At 39.3% G+C, this 19,928-nt stretch carries 15 protein-coding genes; 4 read left to right on the top strand and 11 right to left on the bottom strand.

Translation table 11 applies throughout. The features are described from left to right. From smc to HUN22_RS04380, 3 genes are all read right to left on the bottom strand, one after another. Nucleotides 1-3,450, bottom strand: coding sequence for a chromosome segregation protein SMC (gene smc, locus HUN22_RS04390; RefSeq protein WP_174726663.1), 3,450 nt, complete (start codon nt 3,448-3,450; stop codon nt 1-3). A gap of 10 nt (nt 3,451-3,460) precedes the next feature. Next, nucleotides 3,461-4,156, bottom strand: a complete 696-nt coding sequence (locus HUN22_RS04385) for a GntR family transcriptional regulator (protein ID WP_016144478.1) — start codon at nt 4,154-4,156, stop codon at nt 3,461-3,463. Between the two features lie 256 nt (nt 4,157-4,412). Beyond that, nucleotides 4,413-5,216, bottom strand: coding sequence for a sulfite exporter TauE/SafE family protein (locus tag HUN22_RS04380; RefSeq protein ID WP_174726662.1), 804 nt, complete (start codon nt 5,214-5,216; stop codon nt 4,413-4,415). 30 nt (nt 5,217-5,246) lie between these two features. Here HUN22_RS04380 and HUN22_RS04375 point away from each other — a divergent pair, with 30 nt between their 5' ends. Together HUN22_RS04375 and HUN22_RS04370 are read left to right on the top strand one after the other, a co-directional pair. Next, entirely contained in the window at nt 5,247-5,999 is a 753-nt protein-coding gene (locus tag HUN22_RS04375) for a biotin--[acetyl-CoA-carboxylase] ligase (protein WP_174726661.1), read from the top strand. Between the two features lie 14 nt (nt 6,000-6,013). Beyond that, a complete protein-coding gene (locus HUN22_RS04370; protein WP_174726660.1) occupies nt 6,014-6,748 on the top strand; it encodes a pantothenate kinase in 735 nt (244 codons plus the stop codon). 49 nt (nt 6,749-6,797) lie between these two features. Here HUN22_RS04370 and ffh read toward each other — a convergent pair whose 3' ends face one another. Further along, on the bottom strand, nt 6,798-8,210 hold the full coding sequence (ffh, locus tag HUN22_RS04365) for a signal recognition particle protein (RefSeq protein ID WP_174726659.1): 1,413 nt from the start codon (nt 8,208-8,210) through the stop codon (nt 6,798-6,800). Between the two features lie 140 nt (nt 8,211-8,350). Here ffh and HUN22_RS04360 point away from each other — a divergent pair, with 140 nt between their 5' ends. Beyond that, complete coding sequence (locus HUN22_RS04360) at nt 8,351-9,160, top strand: cytochrome C assembly family protein (protein ID WP_174726658.1); 810 nt, start codon at nt 8,351-8,353, stop codon at nt 9,158-9,160. A gap of 84 nt (nt 9,161-9,244) precedes the next feature. Next, nucleotides 9,245-10,198: a tRNA dihydrouridine synthase gene (locus tag HUN22_RS04355; RefSeq protein WP_174726657.1), complete on the top strand. Its 954-nt coding sequence runs from the start codon at nt 9,245-9,247 to the stop codon at nt 10,196-10,198. Nucleotides 10,199-10,268: 70 nt separating this feature from the next. Here the strand turns inward: HUN22_RS04355 and HUN22_RS04350 are convergent, their stop codons facing one another. The 7 genes from HUN22_RS04350 to HUN22_RS04320 all read right to left on the bottom strand — a co-directional run bounded on the left by HUN22_RS04350 (nt 10,269) and on the right by HUN22_RS04320 (nt 19,730). After that, nucleotides 10,269-11,222, bottom strand: a complete 954-nt coding sequence (locus HUN22_RS04350; protein WP_174726656.1) for a DUF6160 family protein — start codon at nt 11,220-11,222, stop codon at nt 10,269-10,271. A gap of 161 nt (nt 11,223-11,383) precedes the next feature. Next, the gene (locus tag HUN22_RS04345; RefSeq protein WP_174726655.1) at nt 11,384-13,795 is read right to left on the bottom strand and encodes a DUF6160 family protein; all 2,412 of its coding nucleotides are present in this window, start codon (nt 13,793-13,795) and stop codon (nt 11,384-11,386) included. Between the two features lie 32 nt (nt 13,796-13,827). Beyond that, entirely contained in the window at nt 13,828-14,553 is a 726-nt protein-coding gene (locus tag HUN22_RS04340; protein ID WP_174726654.1) for a DUF6160 family protein, read from the bottom strand. 15 nt (nt 14,554-14,568) lie between these two features. After that, nucleotides 14,569-16,611 carry a hypothetical protein gene (locus HUN22_RS04335; RefSeq protein ID WP_174726653.1) on the bottom strand — a complete coding sequence of 681 codons (2,043 nt, stop codon included), beginning with the start codon at nt 16,609-16,611 and terminating at the stop codon, nt 14,569-14,571. Between the two features lie 232 nt (nt 16,612-16,843). Beyond that, on the bottom strand, nt 16,844-18,151 hold the full coding sequence (locus HUN22_RS04330; RefSeq protein WP_174726652.1) for a hypothetical protein: 1,308 nt from the start codon (nt 18,149-18,151) through the stop codon (nt 16,844-16,846). A 301-nt stretch (nt 18,152-18,452) separates the two neighbouring features. After that, nucleotides 18,453-19,022 carry a dCTP deaminase gene (gene dcd / locus HUN22_RS04325; protein ID WP_003653416.1) on the bottom strand — a complete coding sequence of 190 codons (570 nt, stop codon included), beginning with the start codon at nt 19,020-19,022 and terminating at the stop codon, nt 18,453-18,455. Between the two features lie 114 nt (nt 19,023-19,136). Next, on the bottom strand, nt 19,137-19,730 hold the full coding sequence (locus tag HUN22_RS04320) for a LysE family translocator (RefSeq protein WP_174726651.1): 594 nt from the start codon (nt 19,728-19,730) through the stop codon (nt 19,137-19,139). Nucleotides 19,731-19,928: the final 198 nt, after the last annotated feature.

Genomic DNA, 19,928 nt, shown 5'->3' with positions numbered 1-19,928 from the left:
CTATGACTCCGAAACTAACCCGTATTCTTTTGCCTGTTCTAAATCGACAGTGACTAATTTTGATGTACCCGGTTCAGGCATGGTCACACCCAACAAATCAGTTGCCATGGTCATCGCCAGCTTATTATGTGTAATGTAAATGAATTGTACATGTTCAGAAAGCTCTTTTACCAAATTACAATATCTCTGAACATTCGCATCATCAAGTGGTGCATCCACTTCATCTAACACACAAAACGGTGCCGGATTCAATCTAAAAATCGCAAATACTAATGCTAACGCTGTTAAAGCCTTTTCTCCGCCAGAAAGTAATGCTAGAGAACTATTTTTCTTACCCGGTGGTCTTGCCATCAGTTTAACACCAGATTGCCAGTCATCTTCAAGACTTAAACTCGCCTCTCCACCATTAAAGACCTTTGGAAACAGATTTTGCAACTCTTGATTAATTTGATCAAACGTTGTCATAAACAACTTACGGGTTTCTTGATCAATGCTTTTCATCGCATCTTTTAGTTGAGTTACCGTATTTTCCAAATCTTGAATCTGGTGACTCAGCTCATCAAAACGCTGAGAAACTTCTTCAAACTCTTGTGAAGCGGCAAGGTTAACCGCGCCGATTTTTTCAAACTGTTTCTGTACTTTTTCCAGTTTTTGCTGGTGCTCGACTAAATCTATTTGTAAGCCTTTTTGGAGCTCGGCATTTAATTCTTTAAGCTGCTCTTGATAATGCTCACGGTCTGACTTAGCTGCTTGCCATGCCAACCGTTTCTCTTCAAGTTGTTCTCTAAGCTGCTCATCTTTTTGTTGATATTGATGACGCTGGTCCGTCAGAGTTTGTTGTTTTTCCTGCACACTATTCAGTTCAAGCTGCCATTCATTCCAGTTCTTTTGCAACTTTTCAGTTTGAGCAAATTGTTGCTGAAACTCTGACTCAAGATTTGGTAGCTCTAACTGAATAGGATCAACAAATTTTTTCGCCTGTTCCATTTGAGCATTAATTTGCTGATATTGGCTCTGCAAGAATGAGATATCTTTTTCAAGCAACTCAATCTGTTGAGTTGTCTGCGTGCTATTACGGCGTAAAATTTCTCGTTCTTGTTGCTGATGTTGCAGGGCTTGTTGCTGTTCTTCTAGCTGCTCTGTTAACTCTTCTACCCGAAATTGCAAAGTTTTATAATCAGGTAAAATGGTTTCAAGTTTGATTGCCAATGCATGCAAATCAATTTCAAGATCATCTTTTTGCATGGCATCTTCTTCAAGCTGCATGTCTAACTGACCAAGTTGATCTTTCAATTGTTGTTTTTGCAATAAAAATGCTTGTGCTGCGGTTTGCTGTTTAGCAATTTGTACATCAAGCTGTTGTAAGTCTTTTTGTTTTTGTTTCACAACTTGCTGTTTGTGCTGCACATCAGCCTGTAACTGCCCTAACTCATCCTTTTGCTGTACTACAATTTGATCTAATGCTTGTAATTCAAGTTGCTGCTTTTCAAGAGCCTGTTCAATTTCATCTAAACGAATACGATGGCTCAGCATACCTTGTGCACTTTGACTTTCGTCATCATACATAAGCGCAACCACCCAGTCCTGTCCAACATGATAGCCATCTAAAGTCAAAATAGATTGACCATGTTGCAGTTGTTTTTGCTCATTCAAAGCATGGGACAAATCTTGTGCAATCGCTACATTTGAAAATATTGATAGTTGTGGCGACGCAATCCACTCATTTAAACAAGGCAAACTACTTTTAAATTTACTTGTGTACTCGGAAGGTTTTAACTGGCGAGCAATTCCTTCCTGAAAGGCCTGTTCAGTTTCAACAATATGCGCCTGCAACCATTTTGCTAAAAACTTCTCAACAATCTGGGCATGCGGTTTACCTTGCTCACTTAACTGTAAAGCCTGCATTAAACGTAGCGCATCTTGATGCTGCTTTGGGCTTTGCTTTGCAACAAGCTGGCTTAGGTTTTTCTGCTCTGATAATAGAACTTGGATTTCTGTTTTCAGGGTTTGTTGTTGATTTTTACTCGACTGATGCTGCTGTTGAGATTGCTCTAAACTTAGCAATTGTTGCTCTATTTCAGTTTCAAGCACCGAAATTTCACGACAAAGCTGCTGTTGTAGCTGTTCAAGCTCGCCCTGTTCATCTTCATGAACATGCGATTGAATCTGACTTGCTTGATGTTGCAACGTTTCTTTTTGCTGCTCAATGCGCTGAACATTTTTACCTAACTGTTCAATTTGAGCTGACATTTGCATTTTTTGCTGCTGTTGTTTTTCAACCTGAGCTTTTACTTGTTCAAACTGTTGTTGTACTTGTTTTTGCTGGGATTGTAAATCAGCAAAGTTTTGTTCAGCCTCCGTTGCTGTATGCTCAATTGCAGTTAAGGCTTCAGTTTGTTCATCTAACTGATTATTCAAAGTTTCAAGCTGCAATTCAGAAAGCTGTAAACGTTCTTTAGTTTGGAATTTTTGCTGTTCTAACTGAACGAGAGTGGTACTGTTTTGCTGGTATAAACTCTGTTTTTGTTCCAGAGTCATTTTCAGTTCAGATAGTTTTTTTTCAGCTTGTTGCCATTCTTGTTGTAGCGGTGAAGATTGCTGAATGAGTCGCTGAAATAAAGCACTAGTTGCTTCTAAATCATGTTCAATCGTACTTAGCTCTGAACGAACCAATTTAAAAGTTTCGCCCAGCTCATTCATTTGAACTGTATATTCTTCTTGTAGGCGTACACTTTTATCTGCCTGAAAAGACAAAATTTCAATTTTCAGCGTACGAATCTGGCTTTCTAACGTTTTATATTGAACTGCCGCTTCTGACTGGCGTTTAAGGGTTTTAAGCTGCGATTTTAACTCAAGCGCAATATCTTCTAAACGTGAAAGGTTTTGCTCTGTATGTTCAAGATGTTGCAATGTTTCGCGTCGACGCGCTTGATAGCGTGAAACACCTGCGGCTTCTTCAATAAACACACGCATTTCTTCGGGCTTGGCGTCAACCAAACGGTTAATCATGCCTTGTTCAATCACCGCATAAGAACGTGGCCCTAAGCCTGTTCCCAAGAAAATATCGGTAATATCACGACGGCGGCAACGTGTACCATTTAAGAAATATTCGGATTTACCTTCACGCGTGACCTGACGGCGAACGGCTAACTCATTATACGCATTATAAGATCCGCCCAACTTTCCATAAGTATTATCAAAGCGTAGCTCAACACTGGCTACACCAACGGGCTTGCGTTTGGAAGTTCCTGTAAAAATAACATCTTGCATGCTACCACCACGGAGCTGACGGGCATTTGATTCCCCCATCACCCAGCGGATCGCATCGATTACATTGGATTTGCCACAACCGTTTGGACCAACCACTGCTGTGCGGTTCGCCTTAAAATTTAAGGTTGTACTATCTGCAAAAGATTTAAAGCCGGAAAGTTTTAAACTGCTTAAACGCATAATGCCCTAACTAGCGGCGTGAGCGTCTTGCCCAAGCCAATTCAATCTGTTTCATTCGTGTCAGCGATTCCAACACAAGGTTACGTAAGTGTCGACAAAAATCTTCCATAAATAAAGCAGCTTGTTGTGATTTTCGGATTAAAATTGCATCAGTCACGAGTTTAAATAATGCAAATGCTTCTTGTAGTTCCCGCTTAGAGGTATTTAAGGTCAAAAAATAACTACGACGTAATGAAGGCAATAGCTCTTTATAAAACTTCATGAGATAAGGATTCCCGACCATATCTTGCTGTTCAGCTAAATATTGGAAGACTCCATCATAAAATTTTTCGATATCACCTGCTTTAACATGCTCAAGAAGTTGCTCTAATAGCAACTGTAATTGATCTGCTTCATGCGCACGCCATGTTTCGCTCATGCGTTGTACAATATGCCCCAATAACATCATATTTGTATCAAACAACGCTTTAACTTGTTGTGCAGACATTTCTGAAACAATTGCCCCACGGCGCGGAAATATCTCAATTAAATGAGTACGCTCTAATAATAACAATGCTTCACGAACTGATCCTCGGCTAACGTCAAGTTCTTTGGCAATACGCAGCTCTTGAATACGTTCGCCTTCAACCAGCTCACCACTAATGATCTGTTCGCTAATATATTTGACAATTTGCTCAGAAAGACTTTCTGTCTCTTCGAGATTCATAAATCACCCGCTACTTTTTATATGCATTAATCCATGCTTTTCTTTCGCATCCTTGTTTTTAACTGATCCCATCGATTAAAAACTATGTCATTGTCTGACAATTTCATTGCATTTTAAGCCAACTCATTTAAAAACAACACCAAAATCAGATGAATAAAAGCCTAGAACATTCTTATATTTTATGAATAAAAAAGCTCGAATTCCTAAAAATTCAAGCTTTTACATAATCTTCTTACTAAATTTGAGATTTTAGTCTCTAGTGCATAATGCCTTTATAAATAAAATAACTGCCTACCACCACTAATAGGCAAGCAAAACATTTTTTTAACATCTGCGGCGACAAGGCATGAGCAACCTTTGCTCCAAACTTGGCTGTGACAAAACTCATGACACTAATGCCAATAAATGCATAGATGTGTACATAACCAATCGTGTTAGGCACTGAGATTTGTTCTTTGGCACCAAACCACATAAATCCAATCGCTCCTGCAACTGCAATCGGTAAACCGCAAGCGGCAGAAGTCGCGACTGCTTTTTGCATGACCACGCCATGACGATTTAAATATGGCACGGTTAAACTTCCACCACCAATTCCAAAAATTGCAGAGGCAATGCCAATACCGCCACCCGCCATAAATTGCATAGGTGTTGAAGGAAGCTGACGTGTTGGGTCAACAACGACATGGGCTCCTTTAAACATCCGATAGGCCATCACAACCGCAAAAATTCCAATAAGAAGTTGCAAATGCTGACCAGACATCAAGTCAGCAATACCCGCTCCTAAAAATGAACCTAATACTAACCCTGGCGCTAAATTACGAAAAACGGGCCAGAGTACCGCACCTTTTTTATGATGAGCCGAAACAGAACTAAAAGACGTCACAATAATAGTTGCAAGCGATGTTCCGACTGCAATATGCATGATTACAGCTGGGTCATAATTTAACTGGGTAAAAACGATATAGAGGATTGGTACAATAATTAGTCCACCACCAACTCCAAACAATCCGGCAGTAAAACCAGCAATTGCGCCAATGAGTAAATATATGATTAACTCCATAAATGTTTTACCACTCTGCTCATATTCAACATGGATTTAGAGACTCGCCAACTACAACAACTTTTAAGCGCAAAAAACCAGCTTCCAGAAGTGGTTTTATTAAAAGCAACCACAACTTCGACCAATGATGATATTCGTGAAATTGCCCAAAAAGGCATTACAACAGGCTTGGTTTGCAGTGCTCAACAAACTCAAGGGCGAGGCCAACATCAACGGCAATGGATTTCACCTGAAGGAAACATTTATTTAAGCACATTGGTGCAAACTCGAACACCCTTAGATGGTCGCTTAGCACTTGAAGTTGCTCTAAATATTCTACAAATCCCGCAGTTACAAGCTCTGAATCTACAAGTGAAATGGCCAAACGATTTATATAGTGCTCAGGGTAAATGGGGTGGAATTTTAGTCGAACCACTGTCTCAGCATCAGGCTATTGTAGGTGTAGGTATTAATTTAAAAACACCACCAGTGATTGATAATGATCAACCGATTACGTCTCTAGAAGATTTAGGCCTAGAGCAAATGGGCCGTCTTGAGTTAATTTCAGAGCTTTATGTTGCAATTCAAAATGCTGCTCGCTGGTTTGATCATGGCTGCTACAATTTGGCTGGACGTTTTAACCATCATGCGGCATGGCTCAACCAATTAGTTCAGTTTGAACATAGTCAGGGACTGGTACATGGTCGTTTTGTTGGGATTTCCAATGAAGGTGCGGTAATTCTTGAAACACCAGAACCACAGCAGTTTTATCAAGGTCGTTTAAGACCACAAGCGAATCAATAAACAGGTGTTCTTCCATGAAAAGTTTATGGCTTGATATCGGGAACACCCGTTTAAAGTATTGGATTACTGAAAATCAGCAAATTATTGAACATGCAGCTGAGCTGCACTTGCAGTCTCCTGCCGATTTACTACTTGGATTAATTCAACACTTTAAGCATCAAGGTTTGCATCGAATCGGGATTTCTTCGGTACTCGATACCGAGAATAATCAACGTATTCAGCAGATTTTAAAATGGCTTGAAATTCCAGTAGTCTTTGCCAAAGTTCACTCTGAATATGCAGGTTTACACTGTGGTTATGAAGTACCCAGTCAGCTCGGTATAGACCGCTGGTTACAAGTCTTAGCCGTAGCTCAAACTGATGAAAACTATTGCATTATTGGTTGCGGGACAGCGCTCACGATTGATCTAACGCAAGGTAAACAGCATTTAGGAGGCTACATTCTTCCTAATTTATATTTACAGCGAGATGCTCTGATTCAAAATACAAAGGGCATTAAAATTCCAGACTCAGCTTTCGATAATCTAAATCCCGGCAATAACACCGTTGATGCAGTACACCACGGTATTTTATTAGGCCTTATTAGTACCATCGAAAATATTATGCAGCAATCTCCTAAAAAGCTGCTGCTGACTGGTGGCGATGCAACCCTATTTGCCAAGTTCTTACAAAAATATGATCCTGTTGTGGAAACAGATCTTTTGCTTAAAGGATTACAGCAATATATTGCTCATTATCCTAAAGACTAAAATACAGAACAAAATAAAAGGCGCTGTATGCGCCTTTTATTTTATGGATTTATTTCTTTTGGTCATTGTTACCAAAGAGTGGCCCCATTCCGCCACCGCCGCCACCAAATTGCTTTTGCATATTGCCTAATGAACGCATCATTTTGCTCATACCAGATGGATTCGCAAATTTCTTCATCATTTTGGCCATTTGCGCTTGTTGCTTAATAAGTTTGTTCACTTCAGCAACATCCATACCACAACCTGCCGCAATACGTTTTTTACGACTTGGATTCATTAGATCTGGATTACGGCGCTCTTTAACAGTCATTGACTGAATAATAGCTTCCATTTTCTTGACTTGTTTTTCAGGGTTCGCTTGCTCAATCGCTTGCTGAATTCCTGCACCGCTCATGCCAGGCAACTTATCTAAGAAGCCCATCATGCCGCCCATTTTTTTCATTTGCTCAAATTGCATCAGCATATCTTCAAAGTTGAAGCTACCGCCTTTTTGCAATTTTTTCGCCATTTTTTCGGCTTTTTCTTTGTCGATTTTACGTTCAACTTCTTCGACTAAAGAAAGTACGTCACCCATGCCCAAAATACGTTGAGCAACACGGTCTGGATGGAATGGTTCTAAAGCGTCAAGCTTCTCACCCATACCCAAGAACTTGATTGGCTTACCTGTAATGGCACGCACAGAAAGCGCTGCACCACCACGTGCATCACCATCAGTTTTAGTAAGAATCACACCTGTAAGTGCCAAAGCATCATTGAATGCTTTTGCTGTATTTGCAGCATCCTGACCTGTCATGGCATCAACCACAAACAAGGTTTCAGTCGGCTTAACTGCTGCGTGCAATTCTTTAATTTCGTCCATCATGTCTTCATCGACATGGAGACGACCTGCCGTATCGACAATCAATACATCAGCAAATTGGATTTTTGCCTGTTCAATTGCACGACTAACAATATCAATTGGCTTTTCAGAAGGATCTGAAGGAATAAAGCCTGCGCCAACTTCATTTGAAACAGTTTCTAACTGTTTAATTGCTGCTGGACGGTAAACGTCGGCAGAAACAGTCATTACTTTTTTCTTTTGACGTTCTTTTAAGAAACGTGCCAGCTTGGCAGCAGTTGTTGTTTTACCTGCACCTTGTAAACCAGCAAGTAATACCACAACAGGAGGTTTCGCACTTAAATCAAGTGTTTCATTCGCCTCACCCATCATCTTGGTGAGTTCGTCATAGACAATTTTTACAAATGCCTGGCCTGGTGATAACTGAGTCATCACTTCTTGGCCCAATGCCTCTTCCTTAACTTTCGCGATAAATTCACGAGTTACAGGTAACGCGACATCGGCTTCAAGAAGTGCCATACGTACTTCACGTAAGGTATCTTTAATATTGTCTTCGGTCAGCTGCCCTGAGCCAGTAACATTTCTTAAACTCTGTGTGAGTCGTTCTGTTAAGGTATCAAACATTGCAAAATCCGCTTAAAATGGCTAGTTGCAAAAAAATCTTTCTCGAAATAGAAAATTTATGCATAGAATGCTATAGGATACTTTAGTTCGCAGCGAATTTATATCTTATATAGATGAATTAATCCTGAAAAAGGTTTGACATGATTAGCCTCCCCTTGGTTTACACAATTTTGGCACTCATCGCATATACCACTTCTTTCTGGTATCTGTTTATTCGTTTAATGTCAAAACGTGAACCAAACTCATGGTTATTTGCTTTTGTTACTCTCTTGGCATTAGCACTGCACGGCACAGTTTTGTGCGATGCTATGCTTACGCCAGCAGGTATTAACTACGATGTATTTAACCTGATGTCTTTCACGTCAGGGCTTATGCTATTGTTAAGCTTAATTTTTAGTACTTTCCGTCCTATTCTGCCGTTAAATTTATTAGGCATACCTGTCGCAGCTATTGGTCTTATTTTAGGTTTTGCCTTTAGCCGACCAGATCAATTTATTGAGCAGCATTCGTTAGGACTTGATGCTCATATTATTCTTTCGCTTTCTGCCTATGCTGTTTTATTGATGGCAACCATACATGCAATCTTAATGTGGTTCCAAAATCGTGAACTCAAAAAGAAACAAAAAAAACGTTTTTGGGTCAACTTCCTCCCGCCAATTCAGGCGATGGAATCTTTATTATTTGATCTGATTATTACTGGTTTCATTTTATTAACGATTGCACTTACATTTGGTTTTTTAACTATTGATAGCTTCTTTGCTCAGCATCTCGCTCATAAAACCGTATTTAGTATTATTTCTTGGTTTATCTATGGCTCATTATTGATCGGCCATTACAAACTAGGATGGCGAGGTCAAAAAGCTATTCGTTTTACCTTGATCGGTTTTGTGCTTTTGGCGATTGGATTTATTGGTAGTAAATTTGTGCTTGAGATGATCTTGGGGCGCTAGATAAATTAAAATTTAATCGATACTAGACAGCGTTATACATATCCCGTATAACGCTGTTTTCGTTTTACTCAGGTGACACAGACTGTGAAACTCATACTCGCTCCAATGGAAGGTTTAACTGACCCGATCATGCGGGATACACTCACATCTGTTGGTGATTTCGACTGGTGTGTGACCGAGTTTATTCGCGTTACAGACAGTATTTTGCCAGACCATATCTATTATAGTTTTTGTCCTGAATTAAAAAATGATGGTAAAACAGCAGCTGGTACACCTGTACATGTCCAGTTCTTAGGTAACAATCCAGATATGCTGGCAGCCAATGCGGTAAAAGTTGTAGAGCTTGGTGCACCTGCAATCGACCTTAATTTCGGTTGTCCCGCAAAAACTGTTAATCGACATCGCGGTGGTTCAGTACTTCTTGATGAACCAGATGTGGTACATCTGCTCATTAAAGCAGTCCGAGATGCGGTGCCTGCACACATTCCTGTTTCAGCAAAAATGCGTTTGGGCTATCTCGATGAAAACCATACGATGGAAAATGCCCACGCGGTTGAAGATGCAGGTGCAAGCTGGTTAACCGTACACGCTCGAACTAAAGCAGATGGTTATACACCACCCGCTTATTGGGAAAAAATTCTACCGATCAAAGAAGCTTTAAAAATTAATGTCATTGCTAACGGTGAAATCTGGACCAATGCTGATGCTAAAGCCTGTCAGCAACAATCTGGCTGTGAAGATTTAATGATTGGCCGTGGTGCAGTAACCACTCCAGATTTAACCCAATGTATTCGCCAAAATATGGATGAAGCATTATTTAGTTGGGAACAATTGGTAGACTTACAAATTCGCTTTTTAAACGGCCAAGCAAAAACAGAAATTGGGATGGTAGGTCGCTATAAACAATGGTTAGGCATGATGACCAAAGCTTACCCACAAGCGAAAGAATTATGGGATCAAGTGAAACGTATTAAAGCTTTAGATGAAATTGTTCAACAATTAGAACACACCAGATCAGACAATATTAACTCAGTATAGCCATAAAAAAGAGGGCGATTTTTTTCACAACTGCCCTCTTTCGTATTTCAGTTTAAGCTATTATTCTTTTTTAAAAGCCGCTTACTTTCATTTTAAAGTCAGTTACAGAAACGCCAGTGACACCAAAGCTCCCCATTGAGCCATTAGGTAAATTATTAAACGTTGTTGTATTCTGGCTACTCATATTTCCTAAAGTGACATTATTAAGTGAAGCATCAAATTTGCTAGAGGCACCAGTATTCCCAAAAGTTAATCCAGTTGGATCAACACCTGCATAGAAACCATCTAAAACAAAACCAGTTGAAGTATTTGTTCCCGCAAATTTAAATCCAAATGTAGCACCTGTATTATCAGACACTAAAGTAATTGGACAACCCGTAGCAGCAGAGCAGATAGATTGAATTGCTCCACCAAATTTAACCATGACGGACTGCGCAGCATGGCCAAGTTGAATATTTAAGCGGGGTTTATTGGTTTGTACAAAGTTAATATCTAGATTTCCAGTAGAACGGATCAGTTCTTTTACACCCGTATTTACTGTCGTTCCCGAACTAAAAATTGATTTGGGTGCATAACTTGTTAATGCATAATCGGATGGGCTAGATAAAGATGCACTTGGGACTAAATAAACTGAAAAAGGTAAAAGTCGAATACCGTTTACATCATTCCCCATAGATATAGCTAAATTTAAAAACGGATTTCCACCACCAGCATCGGCATCCATTGCAATATTAAAAGAAGGATTACCCGATACAGTAGCTTTAATAAATTCTATGCCAGGAACTGGATTAGTAGAGTTTCCCGCAATGACAAAACCAGCTTTACTGTTATAAGACGTTGAGGCAATACCGTTAGTATCAATGAGTGCGACTTGATTAAATTTAACGCTATCGGCCTGAATGCCTAAGGTTAAGCCATTTTGGCCCGTTGCTGCTGCAAGGCTTTGATCATCCAAAGGCTGCATTGCAAAAACACTTGAACTACTGGCAAATAGCAGCCAGAACCCTATATTTTTATTCTTCATGTCGCTCTAATCCTTAAGAGACAAACGCTTATTATTTGTTCAGACTATCAGAATAATATTCAAGTACAAAGCAATTATCTCTATAACCCGACGAATGCAAATCCAATCACACTAAAATAAAATTTATATAAAAAAGCAGCGATTAACGCTGCTTTCTTTAATTAGTTAAAGGCTCCATTTCTAGGCACAATACTAAAGCTACTATTTAAACGTCCACCAGTAATTGCAAGCTCACCTAAACGTGCTCCAGCTCCTGTTGATGGCGGATAGAAGTTAATATCTTTAACACGTAATGCACCATCAATACTCTTATCAGGATTAAAATAAACCGCCGTATTTACGCCAACTTTACCTAAACCACTTGCAGTATCTTTGCCCACAACTAAAGCAGTATTAAACGCAAGTTTTCCAGTAATATTATCAAAGCCAATTGCAGAACCATCAATCGGATCACTAATTTGAACCGTATTTCCAGTTGCTGTGGCAGGCATGGTGAAATCGCCGAGTACAGTTAAAGCACTACCATCTGCAATAGAACTATTTGGAACGATCGATAAGTTAAGATCGCCACCTAAACGTAGTTTTAAACCAAATAAAACATCATTGTTTTTGGCAAAATTATCGATAGGTGAAGTACATGAACCTGTCGCTGGACAAGTTTTATATTTAGCACCTGGTAAATAACCAGCTGCAATTTCTGTTGATAAAGCAAGCAGCATCTCTTTTAAACTAACATTGAGGCTGCCATTTTCTAAACCAATAGTTCCATTGCCTTTGAGGAACATGTCGATATTACGTAAGCCCATGTAATAATCAGTAGGACTACCACCATTATTAGCATTTGGAGAACCATCAATTAATAAAATTGAGGTTGTTTTGGTCCCAGTCGCATCACGTCCGGTAGTTCCGGCAGCAATACCAAAACCTAAACGCGAAGTCGTTCCAGATGTAGCCACAACATTTCGAACAGGCTTACCATTTGCATCTTTTGTATAGTAATAAGCACTATTTGCTGGTGCATCTAAACCATATACAGCAGCGTTAGCATTTAAATTATAAAAAGGTAATGCTAAGCCCCACTGATTATTTGCACCATTGTCTGCAAACTGATTGGCAGGAGCAACATTTGCACTTGTAGTAAAACGACCTCGTCTTGAAAATGCCTGAAACTCTGCTCCACGCATCGCAAGAATTAAGCTAAATGGATTAGTCACCGTATCACGATGAATATTATGCTGATAATCAGCAGCTGTTGTTAAAGTACCCGACCCTAAACGAATTGCATTTAAAGTCGCGTTGTTTGGCATTAATAACGTTTTTGTATCAGCGAGATTTAAATAAATATTTCCGCTGTCAAAATAACCGCGAGTAGCTGAGTTAAGACCTGTTAGATTACCAAATTCGAAACCGTAAGCATTTAAACCTGCTCCACCAATTTCTAACGTGGTTGCTTTGCCGTCTGAACCTAGCATTGAGTCATTATCTTTAGTGAACTCACCTTTCATACGAAAGGCAATTCCAGAATTACCTAAAATGCTATTACTTGAGCTGGTGCCCGAAGCAGTATTTGCCTTACCTAATATTGTTGTATCTGACGTACCATCCATACCACGGACTTGTAAATAACTATTTACCATACGTCCGCTAGCACCTAAACGAATCAAACCTTTCGCATTTTGGGGACTATTAGTTGCGTCTAAAGCATAAGGGTTAGTTTTATCGACATTAGAACTTAACATGACCTCAATATTCAGGCCTGAATTGGTTACTTTTCCACTGCTATCTACATATGTACCTGCAGTTAAACCAGAAGCTGAATCTGCTACACGGTTAAAATCAACATATCCATAGGTACTATTCGGGCTCTGACTTACACCAGCGACGCTAGTTCCAGTATTTGTCTGTAAAACTAGGCCACGAGTTGGGTCAATTAACATCGCCCCTTTACCGACAAAATTAAAGTTAAAATTTCTTAAAATTAGTTGATTTAACTGGCTACGCGCATCGACTTGCCCTAAATAAATATTGGCATTATTAATTCCGAGCGTCATGCTTGACTGACTATTTGCATTAAATAGACCGTCTTGGGTGGTAAGTGCTAAATTTAGTGGAGAAGTTGTTTGAATAGCCAGCTGCCCCATAGTCGGTGAGCAAGTAGCAGAGTTATTACATACCTTAAAACTATTCACAGTAATAAGTGATGGACTGCTTTGCATAGAAAAGTCGAGTCCAGTTTTACCCGTAGTTGGGTTACTCCCTACATCTAACCGGTAATTTGTACTTAAAGGTTGACTAGATGCATTACTTTTTTGAACTTTTATGCCGCCCGCTTGAGCTCTTAATACCTGATCAGCACTGCTAGATGTACCTGCATGGTCATCCCAGTAAGCATTATCAATATTGATTTCATTGAACGTCGTTTGAATCGAAAGCCCATCTTGTCCATTAACAGCACTCAAGTCAGCATCTGTTAAAGTTTCTAAACCAAAAGCATGTCCGCTCACTAACAACATGCTGGTTGTCAATGCGTTTAAAATAAACTTTGAGCTGTGATTTTCTTTATTTTTTTTCATCACTTCAGTTCCTTTGAAATCTACATTAACCCTTAACAACGAGGATGGCTGCCATCACAGCTAAAGACCATGACTTTTCCTTGAATAGCCAAGTTCCCATTCATCATCAGGCCCATAAAACCAGTTTCACGTCCATGATCATACGCCGATGGGGTTGCAGTAGCCACTTGTTGATTAGCACTATTGGCAGTTGCTGCATAAGTTGGCTTTTTGAAATATGCATAATCATACATATTTGCGCTCGACCCTTGCGCTGTCGTTGAACTGGTAAAGTTATCTTGCTCAATTGATAAAGCATTAAAACCAAAGTTACGAATTAAAATTGGCTGTGCTGCACTAAAACTCAGTTGAATAGCAGGCTTAATCATTTCAGTATTGTTTTTATCCAGATACTTTAAATCAGCGCCATCCAAACCCATCTTTTGAATATTTAAAGTGCCTTGTACCCCTTTAAATACGAGCCACAGTTTATTGCCACTCTCACTATTTTCAGCCCAACCACTTGGTTTCGAAGCGTCAGCCTGCACAAAACGTTTATTAATTGCCAAACCAATATGGCAGAACTCTACGTTCTCACAGACACCACCACTACCATTGTCAAATACACCGCTAGCGGTCTGATTTAAATTGAGCATTAAAGATAAATCAGCACCCGCTTGGCCATTTATAGCCTGTAATGCGTCATTATCTAAAGTTTGTAGCTCTGCATGAGTAACTGTTGCACAAAGAGCGAGGATTAAAGTACTTATTTTTTTCATAGCATTCTCCTCCTCTTATAGACCTTTTGTTGTCAATTTTAAGTGTTGGATTAAAACACCATCGATGACAGCAGAACCCATATTATTCGTAATTGCTGAGCTAATTTGTGCTCCAGATAACTTATACGTGTTCAAATCTGCATTTGGCGTGGTCGTGTACCAACGCCCCCCCTCATAACGAGCATCGGGTAAAGGCGTACCATTAGGCACAGTGTACTGAGCACCATTTCCAGCATCAGCTAAGGTATACCCTGTATTATTCACAGTAGGATTATAATAAGCAGTACTCTCTACATTTGCCCAATTCGCACCTTGGGAATCAAATCTTAAACCTGAGCCTGCATTGCCAGTCCAGCCTGTTGCTGTCCGATATTGCCATGTATCATAACAAGTACTTAAATTCAAAAATCCGCAGCTATAGCTACCTGCACGGCGTTCCTGATTTTGCAATTGGTAGAAATTTTTAGTTTGCGTGATCGCCGACACTGTGCCTGTAGGTAATTTACCGAATGAAATACCGACTGCATCTTGTGCGCTATTTCCTTTAAATGCTTCTAAAGTATTATTGGTTGCATTATAGACAGTTGAACCAATTGAAATACTACTATGGGTTGCGCTAGAGCCCTGATAAGTTTTACCACCTAATGTTACGTTCGTACCACATTGATAAATATTACAAGTAGAACCTAAATAACTCGTATCTGCTCCACTATAGTCTGTATAGATTTTCTTATAAATTTCAGGTTTATTTGGAATGCGAGCGAGTTCTATACTAAAGTTTTTGCCATCCGAGCTTAAAACTAATGGCTGATATAAAGAACCCAAAACAAGGTTAATATTCGGGTTATAGAGATATAACCCTTCATTTGCATCAAAAGTTGGAGCAGCTCCACCATTAATTGCAGGTGTTACCAAATTGCCTTGTGTAGTCCCTGATTCGCGCGTACTTAAACGTAAAACGTTATTCATAGCACTGTCAGTTGGGGCAGTCCATGACCCTGTTGATGTCACAGTCGTGGTCTGACTACGAATACGATATAACCAGTCTGAACTTGGGGAGTTATTACTTGGTGCACCAGTATATTGAGTGCTATAACGATTTACCCAAGGGCCTACTGTAGACGTTGGGGTATTTGCAGTAATCGTTGCTCTTAAGTTTGAGGCATCGCCACTGTTTAAGCGAATAACTCCTGCTAAACCTAACGTATCGTTATAGAAAGGGCTCATTCCTCCCGCAGATGTCGCTCCACCGAGAGTTTGAAAAAGCTGTAAACGACTACCGTTTAAACTAAAGTTATTCCACACTCCTTGTAAACGAAGACGGTTTGCACGAGTTGCGTCAGTACTCGTGCCAATTAGACCATTTGAATCACCATAATTAAATTGATCTGTAGCACCATTTATTTTATTTGGATTTCGGACAAAAATATCTGTCCATAAGCCTAATTTCAGCTTATAAGCGTCAATACCTGCTGTATCTTTCGTTCCAACTTCATATAAAGGCGCCTCTAGAGCCAAGTAAGTTACCTGACAAGTAGGATCAGTCGCACCTGTACAATTATTTGCACTAAAATTCGGCACTGAGTTTTCTGTGGCAACTTTAAATATCCATGGGTTAACAGCTGTACCCCAACTTGAAATTGCAGCAGCGGCATCAGTAGAAGCAAGGCGAGTATTTGTATCGTTATCAGATTTAGAAAGCGCTAAGCCATAAAGAAAAATATCAGCTTTACCAACAGCACGGTCACCCGAATCAATGGATCCATTTTTATTAGTATCAGCAGCTGTCATACTTAAAGGACCAACAGGAACATAATTGATATAGCCCGTATCTTTAGTACGGTCAGTTAAAATCTGACTTGAGGTTTCATTAGCGCCTGCTCCACGGAATACCATATAAGTATTCTGTGGCAAGATAGCAATACCTTCACCTGTAGTTTCACTAAGGCCAGCATCGGAGAGCTCTTCGAGCGCGAAACTAGGTTGGCTTATACAAAGCCCGATTAAACTTGCTAAAACGGTTTTTTGAAACCTTACCGTATAATTAAGTGTAGTCATCTTGACCTTCCTGTTTTATACGATGCCGCGCACCATATTTATTTTTCTTTAACAATCCCTGATGCCAGGTGAAGCTATCCTTTTCACCTTAGACAAAGAGGCAAATCTAAAAGATATTGCCAACCTTTCCACATTTCTATTATGCGGAATATTTGCACAAATGCAAAAAAAAGCATGTAAAAATTTACTTTTCCGATGAATGTAAAATATCAATAGCTACGTTCTTTTCAAGTTAGCAGAACTTTAAGCTGCCATAACAGTTCGGAGCAAAACTTTGGTTTTTTAAAACTAAGTTACTCAAATTCATAGGAACGTACTGACCAGTTAGATCTACAGTACTAACATCAATATTACCCAACACACAATTCAGAGCCAAAGTTCCACAATTGACTGGATTATTAGTTAAATATTGGCTGACTTTTCCCAATGTAGCTTTTACAACATCATCAGTAATCACTACCTGCGACTGTGGTGTTACATCACCAATATCGATCGGATTTGATAATTCTAACCACCAACCCGCCTGAGAAACTGACTTCGCTCCTGTCCATTGTAAATTTTGTCCTTGTAAGGAAAGAGAGGCCGCTGTCCCATTTAAATTAACTTTATGGAAGTAACCTAAATCCTCATTGACTGCAACATTTACCCCTAAATTATTAATAGTCCCACTTAAATTACCAGCAATAGAAATGATTAAATCGGTATCAGCTGCAATTGTACCTGTTAAGTTAATACCACTTACATTAGCAGTACCGGTCAAATTTGCAGTAGTAATACGCTTTCCACTAATGACTTGAGAGGGTAAAAATAAACTACCAGAAGCACTACTAAGTCCGAGATCATAACTAGTTGAGCGGAAATTTGTATTAATAACATCAAGACCAATTAATGTTCCTTTTGCTCTCCCAGTAATTTGTGTACCTAAATTGGCTTGTGTCAATCCTGAACCTGTTGGGCGGGCAGCAGTACTAACACTGCCTCCAGTCGCTTGAGTCACCATGTAACCACTAAAAGAGTTAATACCATTTTTTGTAGTCGTATTTTCTGAACCAAAAGTAAGTAAGCCCTGAATAGATTCGGCACTTAATCTCACCCCAGCTACTTCGCGAGTCGATGCACTATTAGGATTTTTAATCGCAAATTCAATAAACGGATTGGTTAATTTTGCTGATGAACTAGCACGTCCATCGTTAGTGTCTGAAAGACCACTTAGACTTAAGTTATCAATATCAATATCACAGGCACCTGCACCGTTAGCCCCACCACAGCCAAGCTGTAACTTTTTAATATTCGCGTTCAATTCTAAATCAGCATCTAGGCCTAATTTATAAAAGCCCACATTACTATTACTGTCACGTAGTTTTTCTAAGTTTGCAGAATCGGTAGGCGCAACATATGACATACTCATCAAGGCTTGGCCACGAGTCGCTGATAGTTCAGCATCTGACATAGGTACTAATGTAGAAGCAGCATACGCAGAAGAAAAGCATAAGCTTCCAAGCGCTAATATAGCTACATGAAGAGACGTAAACTGTCGCATGGCCGACCTCCATATCCGTGGGGGCATAATCCTGTTTAATTTCTTTTTATTTGGCATACCTACATTTGAGAATGTATTTAACTATACATTCTCAAAGAGAGCCTATATCAACCACATTTGCTTTTAAATTCTGTGATGCAGAGCAAAACAAATCAATCATTGATCATTTTATATCATTTTTTAAAAAAGGAAACTGTCGTTTATCATAATTCCGATAAACGCTTCTGATGTAAACTTTATTCATAAAATTGGGCCACATCAGTGACCCATTATTTTTTAAAATCTTTTCATTACGGAAACATTAAGTTTTAGGAAGTGTAACACCTGTTTGGCCTTGGTATTTACCACCACGGTCTTTATAAGAGGTTTCACATACTTCATCACTTTCAAAGAATAGCATTTGTGCTACACCTTCCCCTGCATAAATACGTGCAGGTAAGTTAGTGGTATTTGAGAATTCTAGAGTTACGTGACCTTCCCATTCAGGTTCTAATGGAGTCACATTCACAATAATACCGCAGCGAGCATAGGTCGACTTGCCTAGACAAACAGTCAACACATTACGAGGAATACGGAAATATTCAATTGTACGTGCTAGGGCAAATGAGTTTGGCGGAATAATACAAACATCAGACTCAATATCGATAAAACTTTTGTCATCAAAATTCTTTGGATCGACAATTGCAGAATGTACATTAGTAAAAACCTTGAACTCACGGGCACAGCGTACATCATAACCATAGCTAGAGACCCCATAGGAAATCAACTTTTCACCATTTTCATCAAAACGGACTTGATTCTCTGCATAAGGTTCAATCATGCCGTGTTTTTCGCTCATCTCGCGAATCCAACGATCAGACTTAATAGCCATGTATTTTCTATCCAAAAGGTAATTTCATTGATTGCGACGTACTTTAACGTAAAAAAGCGATTATGAAAACAATGCCGGCTACTCTTATCGCTAAGAATAGCTCGGAATAAATTTTTAAAGATTTAATAAAGCAGAATAGCTAATTGGAATTGAGAAGCTAACTAAAACAAGTGAAGCGGTTTTTTGTAAGTTAGTTTGATTTAACCAACCCACTTTCTTAGAAGCTAAAACTGATCCCAAGAAAATCCAGAACAATGCAATTGGGGTAATAAGTGCTACATAAGCCATCATATGAATTAAATAAATATGAAAATTACTCCATGCAGCTACTGGGAAAATTGCTGAGGCAAAGAGTAAGGCTTTTGGGTTTAATAAAGTTGCACAGAATAATTCACGAGCCCGAATCGTCGGCTGATTTAATTCAACTTCTTGATTTGCCGTATGCCATAACTTAATGGCCAAGAAAATAATATAGCAAGCACTCAATAGCTTTAGAATAGGCGGCAGCATTGGCAGAGTGCTAGACACTTTCCCAATTAGCATTCCCCATGCAGAAATAGAGATCACGTAACCCAAAACTTCTGCTGGAATAAGTTTTACTGACTTCCGTAGTCCTACTTGCACGCCTGAAGAAGCGAGTAATGTATTGGTTGGACCAGGTGTAAGTAAAATTGTGGCTACTAAGCCAATAAAAAGCCATGAAATCATTGAATGACCTCACAATATAGTCATCTCAGATTAATAGATATCCAGTCACAAGGCAAAAGGTAATTGTAAGACAAAATTTTTCAAATGATTTTCAAAATCCAACTAAAACCTATAAAAACAGTTATTTATGAAATTATTAAAAAACAAATAGAAGAAAACTTTACAGTCAGTTGTGATGCTTTTCAAATAGATTCTGAG

The organism is Acinetobacter lactucae (genome assembly GCF_013344765.1).
Classification (GTDB): Bacteria; Pseudomonadota; Gammaproteobacteria; order Pseudomonadales; family Moraxellaceae; genus Acinetobacter; species Acinetobacter lactucae_A.
The sequence above is the reverse complement of the archived record's forward strand: the minus strand, read 5'-3'. Positions and strand labels throughout refer to the sequence as shown.